This window comes from Monashia sp. NPDC004114 (assembly GCF_053603855.1).
The window spans coordinates 349619-375122 of sequence record NZ_JBSGGK010000001.1 but is presented as its reverse complement, the minus strand read 5'-3'; the positions used below and the strand labels follow the sequence as shown (position 1 = coordinate 375122).

At 68.9% G+C, this 25504-nt stretch carries 27 protein-coding genes; 16 read left to right on the top strand and 11 right to left on the bottom strand.

Annotated features, from left to right (window positions below; translation table 11 throughout):
* Positions 1 to 108 precede the first annotated feature (108 nt).
* Positions 109 to 720, top strand: coding sequence for a YdeI/OmpD-associated family protein (locus ACWEOW_RS01605; RefSeq protein WP_452267391.1), 612 nt, complete (start codon positions 109 to 111; stop codon positions 718 to 720).
* A 76-nt stretch (positions 721 to 796) separates the two neighbouring features.
* Here ACWEOW_RS01605 and ACWEOW_RS01600 read toward each other — a convergent pair whose 3' ends face one another.
* Positions 797 to 1231, bottom strand: coding sequence for an SRPBCC family protein (locus tag ACWEOW_RS01600; protein WP_452267390.1), 435 nt, complete (start codon positions 1229 to 1231; stop codon positions 797 to 799).
* A 300-nt stretch (positions 1232 to 1531) separates the two neighbouring features.
* On the opposite strand from ACWEOW_RS01600, the gene ACWEOW_RS01595 reads away from it, so the two are divergent.
* On the top strand, positions 1532 to 2050 hold the full coding sequence (locus tag ACWEOW_RS01595) for an NUDIX hydrolase (protein ID WP_452267389.1): 519 nt from the start codon (positions 1532 to 1534) through the stop codon (positions 2048 to 2050).
* Between the two features lie 13 nt (positions 2051 to 2063).
* On the opposite strand, the gene ACWEOW_RS01590 is transcribed toward ACWEOW_RS01595, so the two are convergent.
* Positions 2064 to 3293 (bottom strand): MFS transporter, encoded by a 1230-nt coding sequence (locus tag ACWEOW_RS01590; protein ID WP_452267388.1) that lies wholly within the window; start codon positions 3291 to 3293, stop codon positions 2064 to 2066.
* 31 nt (positions 3294 to 3324) lie between these two features.
* Between ACWEOW_RS01590 and ACWEOW_RS01585 the strand changes: the two genes are divergently transcribed.
* Together ACWEOW_RS01585 and ACWEOW_RS01580 are read left to right on the top strand one after the other, a co-directional pair.
* Positions 3325 to 3720 carry a MerR family transcriptional regulator gene (locus tag ACWEOW_RS01585; RefSeq protein ID WP_452267387.1) on the top strand — a complete coding sequence of 132 codons (396 nt, stop codon included), beginning with the start codon at positions 3325 to 3327 and terminating at the stop codon, positions 3718 to 3720.
* A 129-nt stretch (positions 3721 to 3849) separates the two neighbouring features.
* Positions 3850 to 4437 (top strand): GNAT family N-acetyltransferase, encoded by a 588-nt coding sequence (locus ACWEOW_RS01580; RefSeq protein ID WP_452267386.1) that lies wholly within the window; start codon positions 3850 to 3852, stop codon positions 4435 to 4437.
* A gap of 52 nt (positions 4438 to 4489) precedes the next feature.
* Here ACWEOW_RS01580 and ACWEOW_RS01575 read toward each other — a convergent pair whose 3' ends face one another.
* Positions 4490 to 4987, bottom strand: a complete 498-nt coding sequence (locus tag ACWEOW_RS01575) for a hypothetical protein (protein WP_452267385.1) — start codon at positions 4985 to 4987, stop codon at positions 4490 to 4492.
* Between the two features lie 534 nt (positions 4988 to 5521).
* Here ACWEOW_RS01575 and ACWEOW_RS01570 point away from each other — a divergent pair.
* From ACWEOW_RS01570 to ACWEOW_RS01560, 3 genes are all read left to right on the top strand, one after another.
* On the top strand, positions 5522 to 6037 hold the full coding sequence (locus tag ACWEOW_RS01570; protein ID WP_452267384.1) for a nitroreductase family protein: 516 nt from the start codon (positions 5522 to 5524) through the stop codon (positions 6035 to 6037).
* 48 nt (positions 6038 to 6085) lie between these two features.
* On the top strand, positions 6086 to 6610 hold the full coding sequence (locus ACWEOW_RS01565; protein ID WP_452267383.1) for a pyridoxamine 5'-phosphate oxidase family protein: 525 nt from the start codon (positions 6086 to 6088) through the stop codon (positions 6608 to 6610).
* A gap of 159 nt (positions 6611 to 6769) precedes the next feature.
* Complete coding sequence (locus tag ACWEOW_RS01560; protein ID WP_452267382.1) at positions 6770 to 7783, top strand: RNA polymerase subunit sigma-70; 1014 nt, start codon at positions 6770 to 6772, stop codon at positions 7781 to 7783.
* Positions 7784 to 7805: 22 nt separating this feature from the next.
* Here the strand turns inward: ACWEOW_RS01560 and ACWEOW_RS01555 are convergent, their stop codons facing one another.
* On the bottom strand, positions 7806 to 8264 hold the full coding sequence (locus tag ACWEOW_RS01555; protein ID WP_452267381.1) for a methyltransferase family protein: 459 nt from the start codon (positions 8262 to 8264) through the stop codon (positions 7806 to 7808).
* A gap of 59 nt (positions 8265 to 8323) precedes the next feature.
* On the opposite strand from ACWEOW_RS01555, the gene ACWEOW_RS01550 reads away from it, so the two are divergent.
* Positions 8324 to 8800 carry a PPOX class F420-dependent oxidoreductase gene (locus ACWEOW_RS01550; protein WP_452267380.1) on the top strand — a complete coding sequence of 159 codons (477 nt, stop codon included), beginning with the start codon at positions 8324 to 8326 and terminating at the stop codon, positions 8798 to 8800.
* Positions 8801 to 8952: 152 nt separating this feature from the next.
* Here ACWEOW_RS01550 and ACWEOW_RS01545 read toward each other — a convergent pair whose 3' ends face one another.
* The 4 genes from ACWEOW_RS01545 to ACWEOW_RS01530 form a co-directional block, all read right to left on the bottom strand.
* Positions 8953 to 9423: an SRPBCC family protein gene (locus tag ACWEOW_RS01545; RefSeq protein ID WP_452267379.1), complete on the bottom strand. Its 471-nt coding sequence runs from the start codon at positions 9421 to 9423 to the stop codon at positions 8953 to 8955.
* Positions 9420 to 9731: an ArsR/SmtB family transcription factor gene (locus tag ACWEOW_RS01540; protein ID WP_452267378.1), complete on the bottom strand. Its 312-nt coding sequence runs from the start codon at positions 9729 to 9731 to the stop codon at positions 9420 to 9422. Before ACWEOW_RS01540 ends, ACWEOW_RS01545 begins: the two co-directional genes overlap by 4 nt.
* Before the next feature lie 42 nt (positions 9732 to 9773).
* Positions 9774 to 11096 (bottom strand): DUF1254 domain-containing protein, encoded by a 1323-nt coding sequence (locus ACWEOW_RS01535; protein ID WP_452267377.1) that lies wholly within the window; start codon positions 11094 to 11096, stop codon positions 9774 to 9776.
* A gap of 257 nt (positions 11097 to 11353) precedes the next feature.
* Positions 11354 to 11971, bottom strand: coding sequence for a LysE family translocator (locus ACWEOW_RS01530; RefSeq protein WP_452267376.1), 618 nt, complete (start codon positions 11969 to 11971; stop codon positions 11354 to 11356).
* A 97-nt stretch (positions 11972 to 12068) separates the two neighbouring features.
* Between ACWEOW_RS01530 and ACWEOW_RS01525 the strand changes: the two genes are divergently transcribed.
* The 3 genes from ACWEOW_RS01525 to ACWEOW_RS01515 all read left to right on the top strand — a co-directional run bounded on the left by ACWEOW_RS01525 (position 12069) and on the right by ACWEOW_RS01515 (position 14107).
* Complete coding sequence (locus ACWEOW_RS01525; RefSeq protein WP_452267375.1) at positions 12069 to 12977, top strand: LysR family transcriptional regulator; 909 nt, start codon at positions 12069 to 12071, stop codon at positions 12975 to 12977.
* Positions 12978 to 13062: 85 nt separating this feature from the next.
* The gene (locus ACWEOW_RS01520; protein ID WP_452267374.1) at positions 13063 to 13425 is read left to right on the top strand and encodes a cupin domain-containing protein; all 363 of its coding nucleotides are present in this window, start codon (positions 13063 to 13065) and stop codon (positions 13423 to 13425) included.
* A gap of 34 nt (positions 13426 to 13459) precedes the next feature.
* Positions 13460 to 14107 carry an HAD-IA family hydrolase gene (locus tag ACWEOW_RS01515; RefSeq protein WP_452267373.1) on the top strand — a complete coding sequence of 216 codons (648 nt, stop codon included), beginning with the start codon at positions 13460 to 13462 and terminating at the stop codon, positions 14105 to 14107.
* 127 nt (positions 14108 to 14234) lie between these two features.
* Here ACWEOW_RS01515 and ACWEOW_RS01510 read toward each other — a convergent pair whose 3' ends face one another.
* Positions 14235 to 14642, bottom strand: coding sequence for a DUF7144 family membrane protein (locus ACWEOW_RS01510; protein ID WP_452267372.1), 408 nt, complete (start codon positions 14640 to 14642; stop codon positions 14235 to 14237).
* Between the two features lie 274 nt (positions 14643 to 14916).
* Between ACWEOW_RS01510 and ACWEOW_RS01505 the strand changes: the two genes are divergently transcribed.
* From ACWEOW_RS01505 to ACWEOW_RS01485, 5 genes are read left to right on the top strand one after another with little or no spacing between them, the layout of a single operon-like run.
* Positions 14917 to 18738, top strand: coding sequence for a nitrate reductase subunit alpha (locus ACWEOW_RS01505; RefSeq protein WP_452267371.1), 3822 nt, complete (start codon positions 14917 to 14919; stop codon positions 18736 to 18738).
* On the top strand, positions 18738 to 20471 hold the full coding sequence (gene narH / locus ACWEOW_RS01500; protein ID WP_452267370.1) for a nitrate reductase subunit beta: 1734 nt from the start codon (positions 18738 to 18740) through the stop codon (positions 20469 to 20471). Before ACWEOW_RS01505 ends, narH begins: the two co-directional genes overlap by 1 nt.
* Positions 20468 to 21172 carry a nitrate reductase molybdenum cofactor assembly chaperone gene (narJ, locus tag ACWEOW_RS01495; RefSeq protein ID WP_452267369.1) on the top strand — a complete coding sequence of 235 codons (705 nt, stop codon included), beginning with the start codon at positions 20468 to 20470 and terminating at the stop codon, positions 21170 to 21172. The genes narH and narJ overlap by 4 nt, the downstream gene beginning before the upstream one ends.
* Positions 21169 to 21924 (top strand): respiratory nitrate reductase subunit gamma, encoded by a 756-nt coding sequence (narI, locus tag ACWEOW_RS01490; protein WP_452267368.1) that lies wholly within the window; start codon positions 21169 to 21171, stop codon positions 21922 to 21924. The genes narJ and narI overlap by 4 nt, the downstream gene beginning before the upstream one ends.
* Positions 21925 to 21926: 2 nt before the next feature.
* Complete coding sequence (locus tag ACWEOW_RS01485) at positions 21927 to 23174, top strand: nitrate/nitrite transporter (protein WP_452267367.1); 1248 nt, start codon at positions 21927 to 21929, stop codon at positions 23172 to 23174.
* 283 nt (positions 23175 to 23457) lie between these two features.
* Here the strand turns inward: ACWEOW_RS01485 and ACWEOW_RS01480 are convergent, their stop codons facing one another.
* Positions 23458 to 24864: a hypothetical protein gene (locus tag ACWEOW_RS01480; RefSeq protein WP_452267366.1), complete on the bottom strand. Its 1407-nt coding sequence runs from the start codon at positions 24862 to 24864 to the stop codon at positions 23458 to 23460.
* Positions 24861 to 25355, bottom strand: a complete 495-nt coding sequence (locus tag ACWEOW_RS01475; RefSeq protein WP_452267365.1) for a SigE family RNA polymerase sigma factor — start codon at positions 25353 to 25355, stop codon at positions 24861 to 24863. Before ACWEOW_RS01475 ends, ACWEOW_RS01480 begins: the two co-directional genes overlap by 4 nt.
* Between the last annotated feature and the right edge of the window lie 149 nt (positions 25356 to 25504).

Here is a 25504-nt window from a genome sequence, read left to right as displayed (position 1 = left end):
CAGCGACCATGACTGTCTGCCTGTCGTGCCGCTGGCAGGATCCGATTCGGCGCATCGCAGGCGCGCCTTGGGAAACGCTGCCTCTGTGCGCGTGCGAAGGTGGGGAGCGTGAGTGACGAGCTGCTCGGTCTGACAGTCGCTGACAGCGCCGCATGGCGCGTCTGGCTGCGAGAGCACCACGGTGATGACCGCGGTGTGTGGCTGACCCTGGCGAGGAAGGGCGCTGCCGCGCCCACGAGCCTCACCTACGATGAGGCGCTCGAGGAGGCGCTGTGCCAAGGATGGATCGACGGGCAGGTCCGCGGTGGCGACAAGCACAGCTACCGACAGCGCTTCACGCCTCGCACGCCGCGCAGCGGGTGGTCAAAGCGCAACGTCGCAATCGCTGAGCGGCTGATAGCGGAAGGGCGCATGCAGGCGTCGGGACTCGCCGCGGTGGAGCGCGCAAGGGCTGATGGCCGTTGGGAGGCCGCGTATTCCGGACCGGCGAGCATCGAGGTGCCGACCGATCTCGCCGCAGCCCTCGACTCCCACCCCGCCGCGCGGACGATGTTCCAGAACCTCAACAGCCGAAATCGCTACGCCATCCTCTACCGCATCGAGACTGCGAAGCGTGCCGAGACCCGCAGCCGACGCATCGAGCAGTTCGTCGCCATGCTCGAGCGGGGAGAAACCATCTACCCCACCACGAGGGACCAAGGCGATCACCGCGACGCGTAGCTGGACGAAACCGCGGCAAGCTCGCGCTCGCAGTGGTTGAGCCTGCCGTGCGACGGGCCGGGATCCCTTGCTGGATCTATTCAGACTCGAGCAGCCTCTTCGCGGTGTCCAGAGACGCCATCTCACCGTCCATGGACTTCTGAACTGCTCCGGACATCACCAGCTTCTTGAGGCCACTCAGCTCCGCAGTCAGGGAGAAGGTGACCTCGGTCGAACCGGGCCCTGCGCTCTTGAACGAGAACTCACCGCGAGGCCGTGCGGGCCCTGCGATCACCTTGAAGGCATATCGCGACGATGCCGAGTACTCGGTCACCTCGATATCAGCATCGATGCCGCGACCCCCTGGACCGGAGATCACCTGACGGACCCGTGCTCCGGTGCGCATCTCCGCCGGACCGTCGATCTCCTTGACGTGGGATCGCCAGCGAGGATCGTTGGAAGGAGTGCTGAAGAACGCGAAGACGGCTTCCACGGGCCGGTCGATGACGATCGTTCGCTGCGCCGTTGGCATTGGACTCCTTCGGACTATGGTCGCTGCCTCGCGATTGTTGCGCGGCGCATCGCCGGCCACAAGGTCGGCGACCCGACTCGCAGGAAGCGGTCAGGTTGGCGGGCCCGGGCTCGCCTGCACCCGCGGGCGTCGCGACCCTCAGCGCTAGCCCGCAGACAACGTCACCATGACGATCTCACCGAGCTGAGCGTCGCCCCATCCATCGCCTCAGGCCGAATGCCGGCGGACGTGCGGAAGGCCGAATATGAGTGACGCACAGCCAGATTGCGGCCCGGCCGCTGGCGCAGCGATCATCTGGGTATGAACGAGACGCCAGCCACGGCGAGGTTGAGACGTGCCGTCCGGGCGGTCATCCTGGCCGAAGATGACCGGGTCCTGCTGTGCCGCTTCAGCTTCCCGCATCCGGCTGTACCGACGGGCGCAACAGTCGTGTGGGCTGCACCTGGCGGCGGCATCGAGCCCGGTGAAGAGCCGCTGGCGGCCCTTCGCCGGGAGCTGCACGAGGAGACGGGGCTTGTCATCGATGCCGACCCGCCCCACGTCTGGCACCAGGAGGTCGCCGCTCCCGGCCATGCCGACGGCTACGACGGTGTGGTCAACGACTACTTCCTTGTCCGCACCGCGCGCTTTGATCCCCGCGGGGCGCTGTCCGATGACGACCTCGCCGCCGAGCACATCAGCGGGATGCGCTGGTGGCGGCACGCAGACATCGCCGCATACGACGGAACCGACCTGTTCTCGCCCCGTGACCTCGCCACACCGCTGGCGGCGCTGATCGCCGGTGACATCCCGGGCACGCCAGTGATGCTCGGCCTGTGACCTCGCCGGGCACTCATGCGTCCGCTGCACCCGCCTGAGGCACCGAGGACCGCGTGTCGTGACGGGCCTGTAGTCGGGAGGCGGCCGCCAAGCCGACCGCGGCAACCCCAGCCGTGACGGCGGCAGGCACGGCTAGAGCCGAGGGCCCGGCCTCCGCGACCAACAGGCTCGCGGTGGCAGCACCGACGGCGATGCCCCCGTTGAACACCACGGGGATCAGGGCCGCAGCCAGGTCGCGGCGTGTCGTGCCCGCTCGGCGCAGGATCTCGGTCTGGGCCAGCGGCGGCAACGCGCCCGTGACCAGGCCGAGCGCGGTGATCACCACGAGACCAACTGCCGCATGCGATGCCCAGGCCAAGGCCAACAGCGCCGCTGCGGTGCCGGCCGCGGCGGCCACGAGCGCGGTCCCGGTTCGCCTCACCCGCCCGGTGATCCCGACGCCGATCGCGGAGGCGACGCCGAAGACCAGCAGCAGGCTGCTCGCGCCGCCGGGCAACAGACCCGCGGCAGGTTCGCCGATCCTGGTGATGAAGGTGTACGTCCCGTAGAACCCGATGAGCAGGAGCCCGACGAGCCCGGTCAGGACCACCGTGGGAGCCAGCGATGCCCGCGCGCCAGCCTCGTGAGCGGTCGAGTCGGCGCTCGCGCGAGTGCGACTCGGTACGACGCCGCGCACGAGCAGGGCGACGCCGAGCGTGACCAGAGCGAGCACGCCAAAAGCCGCTCGCCAGCTCGCGATGTCGGCGATCAGCCGGGTGATCGGCGTCCCGATCACCATGCCGAGTGTCGCGCCGCCGAGGACCACAGCGACCGCTCGACCGAGGAGCGCCACGGGAACGAGGTCGGCGACGTGCGCGTTCGCGGTGGACCAGAGCAGGCCGACCGCCGCGGCGCCGGCGAGCCGCGCGCCGAGCACCACGCCGTACGCTGGCGCCACGGCAGTCGCCAGCGAGGACAGGGCCAAGACCCCGAGTCCGTAGACGAGGAGCGTGCGACGGTCCAATCGCCGGGTGAGGTGAGTCAGCGGCAGGCTGGCAACGACGACGGTGAGGGCCCAAGCCGCAACGAGCTGTCCGGTCAGCGACTCGGCAATGCCGAGCCCGTCGCTCATCGGGACAAGGACGGCCGTCGGGAGCATCTCGGCGGTCACCATGACGAGGGTGGCCGTGCCGAGCGCGAGCAGCGCAGGCCACGGGAGTGCGGCCGCCGGGACCGGGGTGGCAATGGTGCTGGTCTGGGTCACCCGCCAAAGGTAGAGTCTGACACTAATGTCAATGTCAAACTCTGGGGTGAGCCGGATGAAGATCGGTGAGGTCGCCGAGCGCACGCAGGTGGCGCCCCGGCTGATCAGGTACTACGAACAGCAGGGCCTGCTCGACGCCGACCGCGCGGACAACGGCTACCGCACCTACACCGACGAGCACGTGGAGCGAGTCACCCGGATCGCCGGCCTCGTCCAGGCGGGCATCCCGACCAGGCTGGTCAAGGTGCTCCTCGACGCCGAGGATGCCGCCGCCCGGGATGAGCCGAGCTGCCCCGCCGAGGTCGCCGCGCAGCTTGCCGCCGAGCTCGGTCCGCTCGAGAGCCGGATCGCCTGCCTCACCCGCAGCCGCGACACCATCCGCACCTACCTCGAGCGCACCCGACACCAGGCCCTGCTCCACGAGTGACGGGGCGCAGATTTTGCGGGTCTCAAGAATGTCTGCGCGCGGGCATCGCTGGCTCGAGGACAGGCATCGGCGGCTGGCTGACCAACATCCGGACGCTGAACGTCCGCATTCGCGGGTACATTGCCGAGCATGTCCGACTTCACGATCAAGGAGCTCACACCGGAGACATTCGACGACTTCGCCGCTCTCGTCGAGCGGAACAAGGGCATGTTCGCCAGCTGCTGGTGCACGCATTTCCATCCCGACTGCGCGGAGAAGGGCCAGACGGCCGAAGGAAACCGGGCCCTCAAGCAACGTCTCGTAGCCGAGGGGATCGCGCACGCGGCACTGGTCTACGACGGCGACCGGGCCGTGGCGTGGGCGGAGTACGGATCACCCGAGGAGCTGCCCAACATCCAGCACCGCAAGGAGTACCTCGCCACGTCCGAGCGATCGCCCGACTACCGGGTCACCTGCATCCTGGTCGAGCGCGGCTTTCGCGACCAGGGCCTGGCGGCCATGGCCCTGCGCGGTGCCGTCGAGCTGATCGCGCAAGCCGGGGGCGGCCTGGTCGAGGGCTACCCGCACGACACCGGCGGGGTTCGGAAGAAGAACTCGTCGTTCCTCTACAACGGCACCCGCACGATGTACGAGCGCGAGGGCTTTACGTACGACCGTCCCAAGGGGCAAGGAAACTGCGTGATGGTGCGCGAGGTGGCCCCGACCGCACGCCACTGACCCGCAAGCCGGTCGCCCATTTCGAGAGCGAGAGCAGATTGTTCAAGAGGCGTCAGGCGAATGCCTCGACGTCTCGTCGCATCACGTCGAACTCCCGTTGTGGACCGTAGAAGCTCTCCAGGACTCGTAGCGCCGCCAGCACGAGACGACGCCCTTCGCTGTCGATGTGGCCCGTGAGCCGGAGAAGCGTGAAGCCGGCGCCCAGAACGATGGTCGCACCGTCCACGTCGCCGCCAGGCTCGGGGATCCGTGGACCCGGTGTCTGCGCGCCCTCGGCCGAGGAGCCGGACGTTCCCTCCGCTGCCAGTTCCAGGTCATGGAGAAAGGCCTGCAGGTCCTCTGAGTCTTCGAACCAGTCTTGGAGGACGAATCGCACCGTGGATCTGTCGTCCAGATCGTCGGCCCGCTCGACCCACTCGGACAGGATGTCGGCTCCCTCGTCGGACCCGAACGGAGCGAACTCTTCAGCCGGATCGTCGTAGATCGGGTCGGTGAAGTGCGCGACAAACGCCTCGTGCGCCGGCGCGCCGGTCCCTTCAAGCTGGTCCATCGTCATTCCTCCACGTCGGCGGCCTCTGGTGTTGCACAAGGTGCCACACCTGCCCTGTCGATCGTGGCGATAGCCCTCGCCGCCTACAGAATCCGGCCCGGGCGGGATCGCGTTGCGGATTCCACAGGAGTTCCCTACGAGGACCCGCACCGGCTGGATCCTGTATTGGGCCAGTGCCTTTACCGGCCCCCGGCGGCACGACAGTCGACCCGATGGTCAGGTGTCGCGCGCCGACGGGCACCCGGACCGCAACAACCCGCCAGCTGGTCGACTGTCGTGCCCGTTCCGAGGTTGGGTCGTGGGCGAAGGACCGCAACGCGCGGTCGAGGCGTGCCGTCCCCGTATGCCGGCCCGCGCGGCCCCGATCGCCCAGCTGAGTGAGCGTGAGCGTCGACCTCGACCAAGCGGACATCCGGCCACACACCCGGCGCGCATGGTGTCGGCCGAGCGCCACCGGTCATCGCGCGCACCCGGACGAGCAGTCGGCGCGGCATACGCTCGCCAGAACGGCGCCGGAGGCGCACGATTGACTCCGTGGAAACTTGGGACGCCTTGCGGGCGCGGCGAAACGTTCGGCAGTTCACGGAGCAGCCAGTCCCCGACGAGGCGCTCAATCGCATTCTCGAGGCTGGGCGACGTGCCCCGTCAGCGGGCAACTGGCAACCGTGGGACTTCGTGCTCGTGACGGACCGGGCGCAGCTGGTCGAGCTGGCGAAGGTCTGGCAGGGCGCCAGGCATGTCGCCGGGGCGGCAGCCGCGATCGCGATCGTCGCGCCCGAGCCGCAGGATGATCGGCAGTCGGCTCTGCTGCAGTACGACCTCGGTCAGGCGACGTATGCGATGACGGTCGCCGCGGCTGACCTGGGCATTGGCACGGGCCATGCGGCAGCCGCGGACCAGGACCAGGCGAGGGCGGTTCTGGGCATTCCGCAGGGACGTTTCTTGGCTTACATGCTTTCCGTCGGCTACCCGTCGGACCGGCCGTTGGCCGTCATACAGCGGCCGGACCGACGTCCTTTCGACGAGGTCGTGCACCGCGGACGGTGGTGACCAGGCCGTCTACGGCCTCTCTGGCCTGGCGATGCGTAGGCTCGGGAGATGGAGCGCATCAACCTGGGTGAGGCCGAGGGCCTGCCGCCGGTGGACTGGGCCGACGTCGTCGCGAAGCTCGAGGCGGGGTCGACGCCGCCACCCGAGGCGGCGAACGCCCGCGCGACCTGGCTGGCTACCGTCAACGAGGATGGCAGCCCGCATGTCACCGCCGTCGGTGCTCTGTGGCTGGACGGCGTCTTCTGGTTCCAGACCGGCGCGGGAACACGCAAGGGACGCAACGTCACGCGCGATCAGCGGTGTTCGGTAGCGGTGTCGATCCGCGACGCGGACGTCGTGATCGAGGGCGACGCGGTGCGGGTGACCGAGCCGGGGGCCCTGGCACGCATCGCCAAGGCGTGGGCGGACAACGGTTGGCCGGCCGAACCCGATGCGAGCGGGTCAGGCATCACAGCCCCGTTCAACGCTCCGTCGCAGGGCCCCCCGCCGTGGAATGTGTATCGGATCGAGCCACGCTCGGCGACCGTGGTCTCGGCAGCGGAGCCAGGGGGGCTGACTCGCTTCCTCTTCTGACGGGCTGAGCGTCGGGTCGTCTGCCCGGCGCGGTGATCGCTCGCCCCTGCGCCCACTCAGGAGACCGCGCGGCCGGGAGCCCGAAAGCCTGGTGATGAGTTGTCGCGCCCGCGGCCGTCCTATCTACGACGGGACACTTCGTGACGGAAGGATGACGTGATGAGTGCGGACGCGCGACTGGAGGAGGTGGGCGTGAGCGGTCTGGGCGTGAGCGGTCTCGGCGAGGTCGACGAGCCGGCGTTCTCGCGGCTCGCGCAGCGGCACCGCCGGGAGCTGCACGTGCACTGCTACCGGATGCTCGGGTCGTTCGAGGACGCCGAGGACGCCGTGCAGGAGACGTTCCTGCGTGCCTGGCGGCGACGGGAGACCTTCGAGGGACGGTCGACGTTCCGGGCGTGGCTCTACCGGATCGCCACCAACGCGTGCCTGGACCTGCTCGCCAAGCGCCGCCCTGAGCCGGCGACCGGCGGCGAGGTGCTGTGGCTGCAGCCCTACCCGGACCGGCTGCTCGACGAGCTGCCGGCAGACGACGCCGACGAGCCGGAGACCGTGGCGGTCGCGCGGGAGACGATCGAGCTGGCGTACCTGGTTGCCGTCCAGCATCTGGCGCCGCGCCCACGGGCCGTGCTGATCCTGCGCGACGTGCTCGGCTGGCCAGCGAAGGACGTCGCGCAGCTCCTCGGAGACTCCGTCAACTCCGTGAACAGCGCGCTGCAGCGGGCCCGTGCAGGGATGCGGGAGCACCTGCCCGCCGAGCGCCAGGACTGGACCGGCGGCGAGGAGGACGCCGGGACGCGCGAGCTCGTGCGCCGCTATACCGCCGCCAGCGTGGCCAAGGACATCGACGGGGTCGCCGCACTGCTGCGGGACGACGTCCGCTGCTGCATGCCTCCCACGCCGGGCCTGTACGTCGGGCGCGACGCCGTGGTGAAGGACTGGGTCGAGAGCGGATTCGACGGCTTGGAGCGTCTGCGTGCCGTCCCCACGTCGGTGAACAGGCAGCCCGCCATCGCCTTCTACCTCTGGCAGAAGCAGGAGGGTGCGTACCTGCCGCTGACCATCGACGTCCTGCGCGTCACGGGCGGGGCGATCACCGAGATCGTCACGTTCCACGACGACCAGTTCCCGCGGCTCGGGCTGCCGGGGCACCTGCCGGCGAACGGCACCGAGTAGTCCGGGTGCGGAGCCTTCGCCGCTAGAGCCACCTGCGCACCCGAGCGCAGTACGCCTCGTAGTCCGAGCCGAATTTGCCTGACAGGTAACGCTCTTCAGGTCGGATCGCACCCCAGAACAGCGCAGCGACGCCGATCGGCACGAACACGAGCGCCCAGAAAGAGGCCATCAAGAGCGCGAGTCCGATGTCCAGCGCGATCAACCCGAGATAGAGCGGATTGCGGCTGAGACGGAACGGACCCGCCTGAAGGAGCTCGGTCGCCGGGCCGCCCGGCAAGATCGAGGTGCCGTGCGACGCCATGACCAGCAACGTCCAGCCGTTCCACAGTGCGAACGCGACGATCAGCAGACCGCCCGCCCATCTCGCCGGCGCGCCGGTGACAGGAACCGGGTCGCCCAGTGTCGCCGTGAGGACCCAGCCGCAGGCGAGCGGGACGCCGAGCGCTACGGGTGGCCAGATCCGAAACGATGGCGCGTCCACTCCGCGATCCTCCCATCGGGCACACCGCTTGCGCTGCTGGCGGCTCGTAGGGTGCCTTCATGGCCAGATCCATTGCGACCAACAGCACCGTCGAGCTGCCAGAGCTCATCGACTTCGTGCGTCCACGCCATCATCTGCTCCTTGCCACCGCTCGTCGCGACGGCCGCCCCCAGATATCGCCGGTGACCGGGGGAGTGGACGCCCAGGGCCGAATCGTCATCTCGACCTATCCGTCACGGGCGAAGACCCGAAACGCGGAGCAGGAACCACACGTCTCGGTGCTCGTCCTGTCAGATGAGTGGGACGGCCCGTGGGTGCAGGTGGACGGCGACGCCGAGGTCCTGCACATGCCCGAGGCGGCCGACGGCCTGGTCGACTACTACCGCTGCATCGCCGGAGAGCACCCGGACTGGGACGAGTATCGCGAGGCCATGCGCATCCAGGACAAGTCTCTGATCCGCATCACCCCGACACGCTGGGGCCCGATCGCCACAGGGGGCTTCCCGGCCGACGTCGCCGCCCGACTCGACGGCTGAGCAGGTCACGCCGAGCGTCCCAGCGTCACCCGGCGTATGCCGCGTCGTCAGCCGTGCGGGTATGCCGGCTCGCCGGCTCGCGAGCCACAGCGAGACCCGCTCGAGGGGCGGTCACCCGCAGGTGCACAGGTCGATGTCGACGGCGACGGTGGTCAGGCTGCCTCCAGCAGGCCGGCACACCGCGCCAGGTAGAGGGGCCAGCCCTGCGGGTCGTCGACGCCGTCCCGGACCGACGACCAGCCGGGCCCGTGGCGGTCGAGGTTGCGGTGCTCCAGCTCGACGCGGGTGCGGTCCGAGCCTTCGGCGATGAAGCGGACCTCGACCTCGCTGGCGTTCTCCGGCGGCTGGAGCTGCCAGGTCGGACCGATGTCCCAGCTGAACACCAGCCGGTCCGGTGGCTCATAGGTCAGCACCCGTGCCCATCTGCACTCGCTGCCGTCCTCGGCGCGGTCGACGATGTGGCCACCGACATAGGGCTCGAACGTCGTCGAGACGATCGGCGAGGAGAGCAGGTTGTGTTCCTTGGGCTTGATGTCGCTCATCCGCTCGGTGAATGCGGCGAACGCCTGTGCCGGCGTGCCGCGGACAACAACCTCGTGGCGCACCACTGGTGCTTCGGTCATTCGTCTTCCTCCTCCATCAGCTGTGCGAAGCCGGACATGGTCTGTCTCCAGAAGGTGTCGAGCTGATCCCGCAGGGCGCTGACCCCGGCCTCGTTCAGCCGATAGATGCGCCTCGTTCCTTGTGCCCGGTCGCTGACCATGCCGACGTGCTTGAGGACCTTGAGATGTTGGGAGACGGCCGGCTGACTGACCGGCAGCGCATCGGCGAGCTCCCCGACCGTCCGCTCGCCCTCGGCAAGCTCCATGACGATCGCCCGGCGCGTCCGGTCGGCCATCGCAGCCCACGCTTCGTCTGGTCCATAAGTCATCGTAAATAGAAGTTACGACTTATGGACGATGCTGTCTACCCCTCACGTTTGGACGAGCGGTGGTGGGTTCCACCGTCCGTCGAGCGCCTGGGGGCGTGGCGCGTAGAGCCGCATACAGAGGGAGAAGCGGCCGGCCGGTGCTGGGAGCCAGTTGGCCGAGTCTTCGCCGCCGGGATCGCTGTGCTGCACCAGCAAGGTCAGGGAGCCGTCCGCGTCATGGCGCAGGTCGTTCTTGCTGCCGATCGCGAATCGGTCGATCGGGTTTGCCACCTGGAAACCCTCTTCGTCGTACATAGTCACCGACCAGAAGGCATCGCACGGCGGCAGCTGGTCAGCCGGGAAGTGCAGCGTGTAGGCGTTCTCCCCGTCAGCGTGCGCACCGTCACTCGTCGCGACCTGGAGCGGATAGATCGCGTCCTCAGCCTGGTTGGCCCCGAGACCGACCATGGCGATGACCGCACGCTTGAGGTAGAAGTTGCCGTAGACGCCCATCGAGTCGGTGTTCATAGACCAGCCGTTGGCGAGCCGAGCCATCGTTGGGACGACCGCTTGCATGTGGGCGACGGCATCGGCCGGCACGTGCTCCAGCTGGTCCACGATGTCGGCACCGAGAGCAGCGGCATCGAACGGCTGTCCCGCGTGGAAGCCGATCTGCCTGGCGCGCTCGATGACAGCGAAGTCCGTGGCGTGCGGGGGATGCGTGAGCAGGAGGTCGGCCCCGAGTGTCAGGTACTCGACGACGGACATGGCGTTGACCTGCCGGAGCGGCTCCGTCTCGTTGTCGACCTCGGGGTCGACGATCGCGCTGACCGGTGCCGGCGCTCCAGGCCACACGGACAGTGGCGTGATCGTCAGCCCGTCCTGGACGGTGTTGACGGCGGCATAGTCGTCGGGGCCGTTGGTCTGCGTGCGCCCGATGACCCAGACCGTCGACGTGGGGCAGTGGATCGGACGGACACCGTCCGGCAGCCGCCCGTCCCACCCCGGGGCCAGCAACGCCCACGAGGTCGCCGAGGTGCCGGTGGTGCGCCAACCCGGCGCAGCGAACGCGTCGGTCCACATGTCGTACATCGGCAGCACGTAGTAGCGCCCGTCGGTGTCCGGGACGGAGACGACGAGAGGCTCGGTCGACAGGTCCAGCCAGGCGACGGAGTACAGCGTGTCGAAGTTCGGGCGGACCACGTCGCGGAAGTCCGCCGGCGGGAACTGGCGGACATGGACGAACGTGTTCATCGGTCCGCGGCCGGTCACCGAACCAAGCGGTGCGTTGGTCATCTGCCGCCGGGTGACCTCCATCGTCACCAGCGGATACAGGTAGGTGTAGAGCTCGATGCCGATGCTCCGGGCGTCGAATTGGTCGTTCACGAGATCTCCTGTCAGTGGCGCCCTGAGTCGGGTCGGCGTGAGTCACGCAGGCGGCCGTTTCGAGCCCGCGACCCTTCACGACGCTAGGCGCCGCGGGGTTGCCCGGTCCTCATCTCCCGGGGGTGAGATCACGCCTTCGGCCCGCCGGCTCAGGCTGGCCGCGGTCCCCGTATGCCGGATCGCGAGCTCACGAGGCACGCGCGGGGCTTGTGGCTCGTCCACGCCGACCGGCGCCGGGCACGCTCACCGAGCGCCTTTCAGAGACCTAGGGCGACGGCGGTGCCGACGCCGACGAGCACGACCCCACTGGCGACCCTGACGGTGCGATGCGTTGCGGGCCGGGTGACGAACGAGCGACCGCGTGAGACGAGGGCCACGAAGACGACGTACCAAGCCGCCGTGACGGCGGACCAGACGGCGCCCAGGCCGAGTGTCGGCCAGAACGACCCGACTGCGGCACCGGCGAAGGTCGGCAGGAGCGAGATCGCGAACACTCCTGCCTTCGGGTTCGCGAGGTTGGTCGCGAGGCCGGCGAGATACGCGCCCCAGCGGCTGTCGGTGACCGAGACGTCCGCGTCGGGTGGGACGCCGGTCGTGCCGCGTCGCGCGGCCCACAGGCTCCGAAGCCCCATGTACGCAAGGAACCCTCCGCCGGCAAGGGTGAGCACCTGGTAGACGGCCGGGTCCGCCAGCAGCGCAGCGGACAAGCCCGCCCCGGCGGCGGCAGCCCAGATCAGCAGGCCCGTCGCGGTGCCGACGATCGTGGCGATCGCCGTCCGGGGACCGTGCGCCAGCGTCTGCCTGAACATGAGTGCCTGGCCGACGCCGGGCAGCATCGCGAGCAGCCAGGTGGTGACGATGAAGCTGAGCAGCATTTCCGGTCCTCGCGGTCGATCCTGTGGTTTCCGACGCAAGCCTGGACCGATCCGTGGGTGAGGAAAAGTAAGACAACTCGTGGTTGTCTGAAGAATTGTGAAGAGCGACTTAGCCGACCAGCTGCTCCTTCTCGCGCTCATCGAGGAGCACGGGACCTTGTCGGCGGCCGGCGAGGCCCTCGGGCTCACGCCCCCAGCGGTCTCCCAGCGCCTCGGCCGCGCCGAGGCCGAGTGGGGCGCACGGCTGGTGGACCGCGGCCCCCGCGGTGCCCGCCTGACGCCGGCAGGCGCGGCCCTGGCCGGTCACGGACGGAGGATCGGCCGCGAGGTCGAGGACGCGCTCGCGTCCTTCCCGGCATACCGTCAGGGGCTCGTGCGACGGCTCCGCGTGGGCGCCTTCCAGGCCGCGGCCGTGCACCTGCTCCCACCGGCGATGACCGCGCTGCGCCACCAGGTCTCGGACGTCGACCTGTCGGTCATCGACATCCAGTCGAGTGATGCCGTCGACCTCGTAGCCAGGGGCGAGCTCGACCTCGCCGTCCTCGCCTCCTGGGACGCCGCACCCGACCCCGGGCCGGACCTGGTACTGCAGACCATCCTCGAGGACCCCATGGTGGTCGCCTTCGCCGACGACCATCCACTCGCGTCGAAGACCGGACCGGTCTCGCTCGCAGCGCTCGCCGACGAGTCGTGGGTCGTCATCCGCGGTGGGACCGCGGCCCGGCAGCAGTTCGACCGCATCACCCGCGAGGCCGGGTTCGAGCCCAGGATCCGCTTCGAGACGGAGTCATACGACGTCGCACAGGCGCTCGTCGCCACCGGGTACGGCGTCGCGCTCGTGTCCCGCATGGCACTGCGGCGCGACTCCGGCCTCACGCACCGGCCGCTCCGTCACCGCAACGCCCACCGCACGATCCACAGTCTTACGCCCACCGCCGCACGAACTGCCCCGCTGGCCAGTGCCTTTCAGGAGCTGCTCGTGGCGGCAGCCGCCGACCTGGACTGATGAACGACCGCAGGGCGGACGAGACATGACGACGGCGTCCCCTGAGTCCGCGTGCCACCGCGGAGGGCTTGGCAGACTGGTCGTCATGACCGCCGACGCCGTGGACCTCAACGAGAAGTTCGCCCTGTTCTCAGAGCACTGGTCACCCAAGCTGGTGGCCCGGCTCAACGACTACGAGGTCAAGCTGGTCAAGGTCAAGGGCGACTTCGTCTGGCACACGCACGACGACACCGACGAGCTGTTTCTCGTCGTCGAGGGCAGCCTGACGATCCAGCTGCGCGACCGCGATGTGACGCTCGGGCCGGGTCAGCTGTTCGTCGTGCCGCGCGGCGTGGAGCACTGCCCGCGCGCCGACGACGAGGTGAAGGTGCTGCTCCTCGAGCCCACCGGAGTCGTCAACACCGGCGACGCGGGAGGAGAGCTGACCGCGGTGGTCGAGCAGATCTGAGCCAGGTCCGCCTTCGGCGCATAGGTTGACGTGCATGCGGTTTGACGTAGAGGCCATCCTGTTCGACATCGACGGCACCCTGGTCGACTCCACGGGCGCCGTCGAGCGCACCTGGCGGGCCTGGGCCGCAGGCCGTGGCCTCGACGCCGACGAGATCCTGCGGATCTGCCACGGACGCCGAAGCGAGGACACCATCGCCCTGCTCCTGCCGCCCGCCGAGCAGGCCGCGGCTGTGAGCGAGCTCGAGCAGCTGGAGCTCGCGGATCTCGAAGACATCACGGCACTGCCGGCCACGAGCACCCTCCTCGAAGCGCTACCGCCGGACCGCTGGGCGGCCGTGACGTCCGGGCCTCGCCGTCTCATGCACGCCCGGCTCGGCGCAGCAGGGCTGCCCGTCCCGGTGGTCCTGGTCTCAGCCGAGGATGTGTCACAGGGCAAGCCTGACCCTGAGGGGTACCGTCGTGCCGCCGCCACGCTCGGCGTCGATGTATGCCGCTGCCTGGTCGTCGAGGACGCACCCGCTGGGATCGAGGCCGGCCGGGCCTCCGGCGCCAGAGTCGTCGCAGTGGCGACCTCCCACCCTGCCGACGCTCTCGACCGCGCGGATGCCGTCATCCCCGACCTGACGGCATTCACTGTCGCGGCGATGCCGGACGGTCTCGCGGTCACGGCCTCTCGATAAGTTTCGAGGCAGGCTGCCGGGGCACGCGTTCGGGGCGTCCTACCTCCTCACGAACCTGAGGTAGGACGCCCCGAAACAGGATCACGGTCTCGCCGCACACCAAGGGCTGGGTGCAGGCGGACAGCGGTCAGACGGTCTTCGGCCGGCCTAGCTGGACCACGAGCGCCCACAGGATGGCCACGTCGAGGATGATGATGACGATCGCCCACACGGGGTAGTACGGCAGCCACATGAACTGCGCCACGGCCTGCAGGATGACGACCACGAGCGCCACGATCTGCGCCCACGTCTGGCCCATGATGAGCGCGATGCCGAGGCCGATCGCGGCCAGGCCGAGGACCAGGTGGATCCAGCCCCATGTGGTGGTGTCGAACTTGTAGATGTAGTCGCCGGTCACGACGAAGCGCTGGTCGTTGATGATGGCGGCCAGGCCCTGCAGCGCCTGGAAGATGCCGACCGTGATGAGCAGCGACGCCGCGAAGACGGTGAGGCCCTCGGACCATGCCAGCTTGGTCGGTGAAGGTTGACTCGACATTCACTCTCTCCTTCATGTCACCGGCGCCCACGCGGCCGGATTGACCCCTCAGCTCGACGCTAGGCGCCACGCGTGCCAACCGAACTCATCCTTTGAAGGTGAAACTCGGTGGTCCGCGGCGGAGGTTGGATTTTCTACGACACTGTGTCGTAGATCTCAACGACAGAGCGTCGTAGAAGGGTGCGAGGCGGACCTGGGCGTGCGATCCTTCCACCATGACGTTGCCTGGTGTTCATGGCTGTCAGATCGTCTCGACATGGGGAGTTGAGGACGTATGAGTGAGCGAGAGGACCCGCAGATTTCGCCTCGCGAGAGTGAGAGGCCCGCGACCAGCGGTGGCCCAGCAGATGGCAGACAGGGCAGTGGCCCCAGGACGGCCACGGCCCAGATCGACGGCCCAGCCTCGGCGGCGCTGCTCAAGGCCGGCCGCTACTTCACGAGGTGGGACGAGTCGAAGGACGGCCGCGTCGTCTACCGCGAAGGCGGGCGTGCCGGCGACGTGTTCTACCGCGACCGCTGGAGCCACGACAAGGTCGTGCGCTCGACGCACGGGGTGAACTGCACGGGCTCGTGCTCGTGGAAGGTGTACGTCAAGGACGGCATCATCACCTGGGAGACCCAGCAGACCGACTACCCGTCGGTCGGCCCGGACCGGCCGGAGTACGAGCCGCGAGGATGTCCTCGCGGCGCCGCATTCTCTTGGTACACATACTCGCCCACGCGAGTGCGCTACCCCTATGTCCGCGGCGTGCTCCTCGAGATGTACCGCGAGGCCAAGGCCCGCCTCGGCGACCCGGTGCTCGCGTGGGGCGAGATCACGGGCGACCCCGAGAAGCGCCGGCGGTACCAGAGTGCCCGTGGCAAGGGCGGTCTCGTCCGCGCGTCCTGGGGCGAGGCTGTCGAGATCGCAGCCGCGGCCCACGTACACACGATCAAGACCTACGGGCCCGACCGCTGCGCCGGGTTCTCGCCGATCCCTGCGATGTCGATGGTGTCGCACTGTGTCGGCACACGGTTCATCCAGCTCATCGGCGGCGTCATGACGTCGTTCTACGACTGGTACGCCGACCTGCCGGTGGCCAGCCCGCAGGTCTTCGGTGACCAGACCGACGTCCCCGAGTCGGGCGACTGGTGGGACGCCACCTACCTCATGATGTGGGGCTCGAACGTCCCCGTCACGCGGACACCGGATGCGCACTGGATGGCCGAGGTCCGTTACCGCGGAACGAAAGTCGTCACGGTCAGTCCTGACTACGCCGACAACACGAAGTTCGCCGACGAGTGGATGCCTGCCCAGGCGGGCACCGACGCCGCGCTCGCGATGGCCATGGGCCACGTCATGCTCAAGGAGTTCTTCGTCGACCGCGAGGTCGAGTTCTTCACGGACTACGTGCGCACGTATACCGACCTTCCCTTCCTCGTCTGCCTCGACCCGGCCGCAGCAGACCAGATCGTCGGTGCGATGGTGCCGGGCAAGTTCCTCACGGCCGCAGACCTCGCCGAGCCCATCTACGAGCCGACGGCATCGGAAAGTGCTTGGAAGACAGTCATCCTCGATGAGGCCACCGGAAAGCCGGTGGTGCCGAACGGCTCGATGGGCTTCCGCTACGCCGACTCCGGCGTCGGGCGCTGGAACCTCGACCTCGAGGGCGTGCGGCCCGCGCTGACCATGGCCGGAGCCGATGCCCTGAAGATCGAGGTCTTGCTGCCCGCCTTCACCGAGCCCGACGGCTCGGGCTCCGTGCTCCGTCGCGGCGTCCCCGCGCGCCGCATCGGAGACCACCTCGTCACGACCGTCTTCGACCTCATGCTCGCGCAGTACGGCGTGGAGCGAGAAGAGCTCCCGGGTGAGTGGCCGACCGGCTACGACGACGCATCGACGCCGTACACGCCGGCGTGGCAGGCCGAGGTCACGAACGTGCCCGCTGCGCAGTGCATCAGGATCGCGCGCGAGTTCGCGGCGAATGCTGAGCAGTCGCAAGGCCGCTCGATGATCATCATGGGCGCCGGCATCTGCCAGTGGTTCCACGGCGACACGACCTACCGGTCGATCCTCACGCTCCTGCTCCTGACCGGCTGCATGGGTCGCAACGGCGGTGGCTGGGCCCACTACGTCGGGCAGGAGAAGTGCCGCCCGATCACCGGCTGGATCTCCCTGGCCAACGCGCTCGACTGGTCACGCCCGCCGCGCACCATGATCGGCACGGCCTACTGGTACATGCACACCGACCAGTGGCGCACCGACGGCTACTCGGCCGACTCCCTCGCCTCTCCGCTCGCCAAGGGCCACCTCCGGGGCATGCACACGGCCGACGCCATCGCCCAGTCGGCCCGGCTCGGGTGGATGCCGTTCTACCCGCAGTTCTCTGCCAACCCGCTCGCGGTGGCCGAGGACGCCCAGCAGGCGGTCGAGTCGGGAGCGGCAGCCAGCCCAGCGGCATACGTCGCGGATGCCCTCAGCGAGGGAAAGCTGACAGCCTCGATCGAGGACGTCGACGCCCCCGAGAACTGGCCCCGCACCCTGGTGCTGTGGCGGTCGAACCTCATGGGCAGCTCCGCCAAGGGCAACGAGTACTTCCTCAAGCATCTGCTCGGCACCCACTCCAACGTGATGGGCACCGAAAACCCCAACACGCCAAGGCCGTCCGACGTGAAGTGGCATGACGAGGCTCCGCAGGGCAAGCTCGACCTGCTTCTGTCGGCCGACTTCCGGATGACCTCGACGACCCTGCTGTCGGACATCGTGCTGCCTGCGGCCACGTGGTACGAGAAACACGATCTCAGCTCGACGGATATGCACCCGTTCGTCCACGCGTTCACGCCGGCGATCGACCCGCCCTGGGAGGCCAAGAGCGACTTCGACCTCTTCCACCTTCTGGCAGAACGGTTCTCGGGTCTCGCGCGCAAGCACCTGGGCGTCCGCAAGGACCTTGTCAGCGTGCCTCTCATGCACGACACGGCGGGCGAGACCGCCCAGCCCGGCGGCAGGGTCGTGGACTGGCGAGGCACCGGCCGCCCCGGCACCCCGGGCCAGTCGATGCCGGTCTTCCAGGTCGTGGAGCGCGACTACACCGCGATCGCGGAGAAGCTCGCGACCGTCGGCCCGCTCGCTGACACCCTCGGCTTCACCGTCAAGAACGTCACCTTCCGAGTCGAGGAGGAGGCCGCCCGTCTCGCCAAGAAGAACGGCGTCATGCTCGGCGGCGCCGGCGACGGCAGGCCCGCGATCGACACCGACGAGAAGCTCGCCGAGGCGATCCTGTCGTTCTCGGGAACGACGAACGGGCACCTCGCCGTGCAAGGCTTCCGGACACTGGAGCAACGCGTCGGCAAACACCTCGTTGACCTCGCGGAAGGGGCCGAGGAGAAGCGAATCTCCTTCGCAGACACCCAGGTTCAGCCAGTCCCGGTCATCACGTCGCCAGAGTGGTCCGGCTCCGAGACCGGCGGCCGGCGCTACGCACCCTTCACTGTCAACATCGAGCGGCTCAAACCGTTCCACACCCTCACCGGCCGCATGCAGTTCTACCTCGACCACGACTGGATGCTGGACGTGGGCGAGGGGCTGCCGATCTACCGTCCACCGCTCGACATGCACCGTCTCTTCGGCGAGCCGAGACTCGGGCCGGACGGCGCCACCCAGGTGACCGTCCGCTACCTCACACCGCACTCCAAGTGGTCGATCCACTCGGAGTACCAGGACAACCTGCTCATGCTGTCGCTCTCCCGTGGCGGCCCGACCGTCTGGATGAGCCCACAGGACGCCGGCGCGATCGACGTGTCCGACAACGACTGGGTCGAGTGCGTCAACGCCAACGGCGTTCTCGTCGGACGCGCGATCGTCAGCCACCGTATGCCGGAGGGCGTGGTGTACGTGCACCACGCGCAGGAGCGCACGATTGACGTCCCGAAGTCTGAGGCGACAGGTCGCCGCGGCGGCATCCACAACTCGGTGACTCGACTGCTCGTCAAGCCCACCCACCTCATCGGCGGCTATGCACAGCTGTCCTACACCTTCAACTACCTCGGACCCACCGGGAACCAGCGCGACATGGTCTCGACGATCCGCAAGCGCTCGCAGGAGGTGACGTACTGATGCGCGTCATGGCCCAGATGGGCATGGTGATGAACCTCGACAAGTGCATCGGGTGCCACACGTGCTCGGTCACCTGCAAGCAGGCCTGGACGAACCGGGCCGGCACCGAGTATGTCTGGTTCAACAACGTGGAGACGCGGCCCGGCCAGGGCTATCCGCGCCGCTACGAGGACCAGGACACCTGGCGTGGCGGCTGGACGCTCGGCCGCGACGACAACCTCAAGCTGCGTGCCGGGGGCCGCGTGCGCAAGCTGCTCGGCATCTTCGCCAGCCCGGTCCAGCCCAAGCTCGCCGACTACTACGAGCCGTGGACGTACGACTACCAGACACTCGTCGAGGCACCACTCGGCGACGACTTCCCGGTCGCCCGTCCAAAGTCGCTCATCACCGGCGAGGACACCAAGGTGACCTGGTCGGCGAACTGGGACGACAACCTCGGCGGCGCCAGCCAGCTCGGCCACCTCGACCCGATCGTCGCGAAGCTGCGACGCGAGTCCGAGGACGCAGTGCGCTTCGAGCTCGAGAAGACGTTCATGTTCTACCTGCCGCGCATCTGCGAGCACTGCCTCAACCCGTCGTGCATGGCGTCCTGCCCGTCCGGCGCGATCTACAAGCGCGAGGAGGACGGCATCGTCCTCGTCGACCAGGACCGGTGCCGCGGCTGGCGGCAGTGCATCACCGGCTGCCCGTACAAGAAGATCTACTTCAACCACAAGAGCGGCAAGGCCGAGAAGTGCACCTTCTGCTACCCGCGTATCGAGGTCGGCCTCCCCACGGTCTGCTCCGAGACGTGTGTCGGCCGGCTGCGCTACCTGGGCCTGTTCCTCTACGACGCCGACCGGGTCACCGAGGCGGCCGCCACCCCTGACGAGAAGGATCTCTACGAGGCGCAGCTCGACCTGATGCTCGACCCCGACGACCCCGAGGTGGTCGCAGCGGCCAAGCGGGACGGCATAGCCGACGACTGGATAGCGGCGGCCCGGCGGTCGCCCGTCTATGCGCTCGCGAAGAAGTACCGCGTCGCTCTGCCGCTGCACCCGGAGTACCGCACCATGCCGATGGTCTGGTACGTCCCGCCGCTGTCGCCGGTGGTGGATGTCCTTGCGTCGCAAGGACATGATGCCGAGGATCACGGTGTCCTGTTCGGCGCGATCGAGGCCCTGCGCATCCCCGTCGAGTACCTCGCCGAGCTGTTCACGGCCGGTGACACCGACGTCGTGACCGGGGTGCTGCGCAAGCTCGCGGCGATGCGCGCCTACATGCGGGACGTCTCGCTCGGGCGCGACGGCGACCCCTCGATCCCCGAGTCGGTCGGCATGACGGATGAGCTCGTCTACTCGATGTACCGGCTCCTCGCGATCGCCAAGTACGACGAGCGCTACGTCATCCCCACCGCCCACGTCGAGCAGGCCCACATGCTCGAGGAGATCGGTTGCTCGCTCGACTACGACGAAGGGCCAGGGATGTACGAGTCCGGCCCGTTCGGTGAGGCGAGCGGCAGGCCGGCCCCGGTCGCGGTCGAGACGTTCGCCGCGCTCAAGCAGCGACAGCAGGCCGAGACCGCGGCGTCCACGACCAGCTCGGGGCAGCTGCGCGGTCGGGTCAACCTGCTCAACTGGGACGGCAACGGGACCCCGCCGGGCCTCTTCCCGGAGACACATGAGGCGGAGGCGACGCCAGTCGCTGCGCAGGCACCGCAAGGGCAGACGCGTGACGAGGAGTCGGCGCCATGATCGGCCTGCCGCGCAGACGTCAGCAGCATGGCCGCCCCGACGCCGACGACAACCGCGTCGTCCACCTCGTCGCTGGCCGGCTGCTCGAGTACCCGACGGCCGAGCTCGTCGAGTCACTGCCGATGCTCACGAACGCCCTTGCGGAGCAAGGTGACTCGGCGGGAGCGCGGGACTTCGGAACACTACTCGCTCACCTCGCGTCGACCCCTCTCGCCGACCTCCAGAACGTGTACGTCGATGTGTTCGACCTCAGCCGCAAGCACGCCCTCTACCTGTCCTACTGGACCGACGGCGACACGCGCCGGCGCGGCGAGGTGCTGGCACGGTTCAAGGCGGCATACCGGGGGAGTGGCTTCCTCGTCGACACGCGAGGGGAGCTGCCCGACTACCTCCCCATGGTGCTCGAGTTCGCGGCGTGCGCCGACCCCGACGCTGGTCGGGCCATCCTCGAGGAGTACCGCCCCAGCCTCGAGCTGCTGCGAATCGCCTTGCAGGAGAGACAGTCCCCGTATGCCGGTGCGATCGTTGCAGTGTGCGCCACCCTTCCCGGGGAGTCGCCTCGCGACCGCGCCGCGGTCATGGCGATGGCGGGCGTGACCGGACCGCCGTCGCCTGAGTCCGTCGGCCTCGAACCCTATGACCCGAGACTCCTTCCGCTGCAACCGATCTCGGCTCACCAACCAACGGGAGCGTCACGATGAGCACCTTCCTGTGGGGCGTCCTTCCCTACCTGTGCATCGCGAGCCTCGTCGGTGGCACGATCTGGCGCTACCGCTACGACAAGTTCGGATGGACCACCAGGTCGAGCCAGCTCTACGAGTCGCGCCTGCTGCGGATCGGGTCACCGCTGTTCCACTTCGGCATCCTGCTGGTCTTCTTCGGCCACGTCGGAGGGCTCATCATCCCGGAGTCTTGGACCGAGGCCCTCGGCATCAGCGAGAACCTCTACCACTTCAACGCGCTGCTCTTCGGCGGCATCGCCGGGCTCTGCACCCTGGTCGGGATTCTCATCCTCGTCTACCGGAGACGTCGCACGGGACCCGTGTTCATGGCGACGACCCGCAACGACAAGCTGATGTACGTCTTCCTCGTCGGGGCGATCGTCCTGGGCCTCTGGACCACGCTCGTCAGCGTGGGCGCCGGCTCGGAGGCGCACAACTACCGCGAGACGGTCTCGCCGTGGTTCCGGTCGATCTTCTACTTCCACCCGGACATCGCCGCGATGGAGTCCGCGCCGATCCAGTTCCACATCCACGCCATCGTCGGGATGCTGCTCTTCGCGCTGTGGCCGTTCACGCGTCTCGTCCACGCCTTCACGGCCCCGCTGCACTACCTCTTCCGCCCATACATCGTCTACCGGTCCCGCGATCGGCAGCCGGTGTCCGGCGCCCGCTCCTCCCGTCGAGGCTGGAGCACCGTCGGCACCCCTGACCGTGACCGCCGTCAGGAGTGATCATGACCCAGTCCGCCCCCACTGCCGTGGTACCCGACCTTCGGGGCCAGGGCAAGAACCTCGGCCTCGCAACGCTGGCCTTCGCCATCACGTTCTGGGCCTGGAACCTCATCGGCCCGCTCGGTGTGCGCTACACCGAGCAGATGCACCTGTCGAGCACGCAGAAGGCCCTGCTCGTGGCCACGCCGGTTCTCGTCGGGTCGATCGGCCGCATCCCGGTCGGCGCCCTCACCGACCGCTACGGCGGGCGTCTGATGTTCCCGATCATGACGCTGGTCACGGTGCCCTTCGTGCTCCTGCTCGCCGTCGCCGGCAACATCGGCTCCTACGGCATGATGCTCGTCGTCGGCTTCTTCCTCGGCATCGCCGGCACGACGTTCGCGATCGGCATCCCGTTCGTCAACGCGTGGTACCAGGCCGACCGCCGCGGGTTCGCGACCGGGCTTTTCGGCGCTGGCATGGGCGGGACCGCACTCTCCGCGTTCTTCACGCCACGGTTCGTCCAGTGGTTCGGCTACACCGCGACACACATCATCATCGCGGTCGCCCTCGTCGCAGTGGCCGCCATCTGCTGGTTCGGCATGCGGAACTCTCCGCTCTGGAAGTCCAACACCGACCCGGTCATGCCGAAGCTGCGTGCCGCGGCCGCCCTGCCGGTCACCTGGCAGATGGCGTTCCTCTACGCGGTGACGTTCGGCGGTTTCGTGGCCTTCTCGACCTACCTGCCGACCTATCTCAAGGACATCTACTCCTTCAACCTCACCGACGCGGGCACCCGCACGGCCGGCTTCGCCATCGCAGCCGTGGTCGCCCGCCCGCTCGGCGGCATCCTGTCCGACCGCATCGGGCCTCGCTCGGTGCTCGGGATCTCGCTGGCCGGCACGACCGTCCTCGCCGTGGTCCTCGCCTTCGAACCGCCGCTCGAGGTGCCGGCCGGCATCGCGTTCGTCGCCATGGCCTTCTTCCTCGGCCTGGGCACCGGCGGCGTGTTCGCCTGGGTCGCGCAGCGTGCGCCGGCCGAGCGCGTCGGCACGGTGACCGGCCTCGTCGGTGCCGCCGGAGGCCTCGGTGGGTACTTCCCGCCGCTGGTCATGGGCGCGACCTACGAGAAGGTCTTCGCCGGCTACGGCCTCGGCCTGGTCCTTCTCGCCATCGTCGCCGCAGGCGCGCTGGTGTTCACCTACGCCGGCATCCGCGACAAGGACCGCAGCGGTTCGGCCGCGGCGACCGGTGCCACCAAGACCGCCTGACTCCCTGACGATCTGACCGCCTGACTCCCTGACGATCTGACCGATTGATCGCCTGGGTCCACACCCCAACCGCCAGTCGAGTGGGCGCCCCGTCCCACCAGTCACATGACCTCGTGTGACCAGAGTGACGGGGCGGCCACTCGACGTGAGGAGGTGACGGGCACGCGACGGCACGGCACGGCGCGGGACCGGCGGAACGGCATACGCGACGGGCGGAACGGCATACGCGTCGGGCGGAACGGCATACGCGACGGGCACTGCTCTCGTTGCGAACCGACCGCACCTAGCGGGGGAGCCGGTATGGCGTCTCCAGGTCGTTGGGCATGGGCACGGTGTCGACCCACGAGGTGCACCGGGCGTCCAGCGAGCACGCCTGAAGGTTGTTGCTCGCCGTGGGTGTCGCGTAGCTGACCACGTTGACGCCGACCCTCCCGTCGGGCAGGAACACGCTCAGCTGCGGGAAGACCGCCCCCTTGATGCGCAGGCTGATCCGGCCGGTGGCGACGTCCAGCACGTCCACCTGGGGGGCACCGAAGCCGTCGGCGCCGATGGGATAGCCGACGAGCAGGTCTCCATCGTCCGAGAACCCGTCGGGCACGAACCGCCCGCAGCTCTCGGCGATGGTCCGCTTCGTGGCGAGGTCGAGGATCTCGGTGCACCCGGTGGTGAAGTTCGCGTCGTGCGTCCACAGGGCCCCACGGCCGGCGGCCTCGTTGACGGCGTTGAGCACTCCGGAGTCGGTGTACCGGTCGATGACGTTGCTGTCGAGGTCCCAGACGTAGCTGCGATCGACGTTGTTGTTGGCGAGGTACACCTTGTCGCCGACGAGTCCGACGAGGGTGACGTCGCGGCGAAGGTTGTCCTTCTGTGCGATGACCGCGCCGTCGACGGTGTAGGTCGTGATGCGGGCGTCGGATCCAGCGTCGGGGAAGCTGCCGTAGAGGCCGGCGTAGACCGTGAACCGCGTGCCGGAGTCGTTCGCCTTCACCTGTGCGGAGCGACCGATGGGCAGGTCCGCGAGCGTGCGGACGGTGGAGCCGTCCGGTCCGACGATGCGGAGGGACTCCGCCTGACCCGGCGTGGAGTCGATGACCACGCCCCGACCCGCGCTCAGCGGCACATACGCCCACGGGTCGCCGACGTCGAGGGTCACCGATGTGCCTCCACGGTGGAGGGTCTTGCCCTGGGTCCAGGCGGTGTCCGGAGCCGGGCCGCTCGGCGCGCTCGGGGCGACGTTGACCGTCCGCACCGGCGGGCGGTTGTTGTCGGCAGCCTTGACGCCGGATCCCGTTGGGCCCGTGGGCGGTTGCCCGGTGGCCGTGGAGGTGCCGCCGGTCCCCGACGAGCTCGTCGGCGGGGCGCTGGTCGCCGGCCCCGAGGTGGGCGGGGGTGCGGTCTGCGTCGGGACCGAGCTCTGCCCCGTTGCGGGCTGGGTCGTGCCGGGGACGAACGGCGGCTCGTCGGGGGAGCGCAGACTGCTCCAGGCCAGCGGCGTGGCCACGGCCAGGGCAGCAACAGTTGCGGCCACGCTCGTAGCGATGGTGCGGGTGCGCCGGATGCGCCGCGAGCGGAGCAGGGACGGGCCGGTGAGGTCGGTCGATGCGGAGACGGTGTCGAGGCGGCCGCGCAGGGCCGCTCCGAGGCGGGCCTCGAGGTCGTCGGGCCGGAAGCCGGTCGGGTCGATGGTCATGCGGGGACCTCCTCGAGCTTGGTCCGGAGCGCCGTCAGGGCTCGGTGAGTCTGGCTCTTGACGGTGCCGACCGAGCAGCCGAGGATCTCGGCGGTCTGTGCCTCGCTGAGATCCTCGTAGTAGCGCAGCGCGATCGCGGCGCGCTGTCGGGGTGGCAGGGCCAGCACCTGCCGCCAGAGATCGTCGTCGAACGGCGCGGACTGGGGGCCGGCGTTGGAGTCCGAGTGGGCGGTGTCGAAGTCGAGGCGCTCACGGTGCCGCCATGCCCGGCGCCACCAGCTTGCGTGCTCGTTGACCATGACTCGGCGGACCCAGGCCTCGATGGCCTCGGTCTGGCGGATGGTGTCCCACTTCAGGTAGAGCCGGGCCAGGGCTGTCTGGGTGAGGTCCTCGCCGCTCATCCGGTCACCCGTGAGGAGGTAGCCGAAGCGCACGAGAGCGTTCTGCCGCGCGCGGACGAAGGCGGCGAAGTCCTCCTCGTGTCCCTGCATGGTGTGAGCCTCCTCGGCCGGGTCCCCCTGCGGACCCGTTGCCCCCATGACGCATCGGCGCCGCGTCAGGGTTGCCTCGGTCCCCGAAAACGTATGCCGTCCAGCCGCGTATGCACCCCCTGCGCACCCCCAGTGCCCCCCGCGCAACC

Bases quoted from the DNA above. Each gene is read 5' to 3' on its own strand.
- ACWEOW_RS01545 (WP_452267379.1), bottom strand. From the start codon at position 9,423: ATGACCGAAGCACCAGTGGTGCGCCACGAGGTTGTTGTCCGCGGCACG.
- ACWEOW_RS01520 (WP_452267374.1), top strand. From the start codon at position 13,063: ATGACCGCCGACGCCGTGGACCTCAACGAGAAGTTCGCCCTGTTCTCA.
- ACWEOW_RS01505 (WP_452267371.1), top strand. From the start codon at position 14,917: ATGAGTGAGCGAGAGGACCCGCAGATTTCGCCTCGCGAGAGTGAGAGG.
- ACWEOW_RS01550 (WP_452267380.1), top strand. From the start codon at position 8,324: ATGGCCAGATCCATTGCGACCAACAGCACCGTCGAGCTGCCAGAGCTC.
- ACWEOW_RS01565 (WP_452267383.1), top strand. From the start codon at position 6,086: ATGGAGCGCATCAACCTGGGTGAGGCCGAGGGCCTGCCGCCGGTGGAC.
- ACWEOW_RS01595 (WP_452267389.1), top strand. From the start codon at position 1,532: ATGAACGAGACGCCAGCCACGGCGAGGTTGAGACGTGCCGTCCGGGCG.
- narJ (WP_452267369.1), top strand. From the start codon at position 20,468: ATGATCGGCCTGCCGCGCAGACGTCAGCAGCATGGCCGCCCCGACGCC.
- ACWEOW_RS01485 (WP_452267367.1), top strand. From the start codon at position 21,927: ATGACCCAGTCCGCCCCCACTGCCGTGGTACCCGACCTTCGGGGCCAG.
- ACWEOW_RS01475 (WP_452267365.1), bottom strand. From the start codon at position 25,355: ATGCAGGGACACGAGGAGGACTTCGCCGCCTTCGTCCGCGCGCGGCAG.
- ACWEOW_RS01530 (WP_452267376.1), bottom strand. From the start codon at position 11,971: ATGCTGCTCAGCTTCATCGTCACCACCTGGCTGCTCGCGATGCTGCCC.
- narI (WP_452267368.1), top strand. From the start codon at position 21,169: ATGAGCACCTTCCTGTGGGGCGTCCTTCCCTACCTGTGCATCGCGAGC.
- ACWEOW_RS01580 (WP_452267386.1), top strand. From the start codon at position 3,850: ATGTCCGACTTCACGATCAAGGAGCTCACACCGGAGACATTCGACGAC.
- ACWEOW_RS01575 (WP_452267385.1), bottom strand. From the start codon at position 4,987: ATGGACCAGCTTGAAGGGACCGGCGCGCCGGCGCACGAGGCGTTTGTC.
- ACWEOW_RS01600 (WP_452267390.1), bottom strand. From the start codon at position 1,231: ATGCCAACGGCGCAGCGAACGATCGTCATCGACCGGCCCGTGGAAGCC.
- ACWEOW_RS01515 (WP_452267373.1), top strand. From the start codon at position 13,460: ATGCGGTTTGACGTAGAGGCCATCCTGTTCGACATCGACGGCACCCTG.
- narH (WP_452267370.1), top strand. From the start codon at position 18,738: ATGCGCGTCATGGCCCAGATGGGCATGGTGATGAACCTCGACAAGTGC.
- ACWEOW_RS01540 (WP_452267378.1), bottom strand. From the start codon at position 9,731: ATGACTTATGGACCAGACGAAGCGTGGGCTGCGATGGCCGACCGGACG.
- ACWEOW_RS01510 (WP_452267372.1), bottom strand. From the start codon at position 14,642: ATGTCGAGTCAACCTTCACCGACCAAGCTGGCATGGTCCGAGGGCCTC.
- ACWEOW_RS01560 (WP_452267382.1), top strand. From the start codon at position 6,770: ATGAGTGCGGACGCGCGACTGGAGGAGGTGGGCGTGAGCGGTCTGGGC.
- ACWEOW_RS01585 (WP_452267387.1), top strand. From the start codon at position 3,325: ATGTCAAACTCTGGGGTGAGCCGGATGAAGATCGGTGAGGTCGCCGAG.
- ACWEOW_RS01480 (WP_452267366.1), bottom strand. From the start codon at position 24,864: ATGACCATCGACCCGACCGGCTTCCGGCCCGACGACCTCGAGGCCCGC.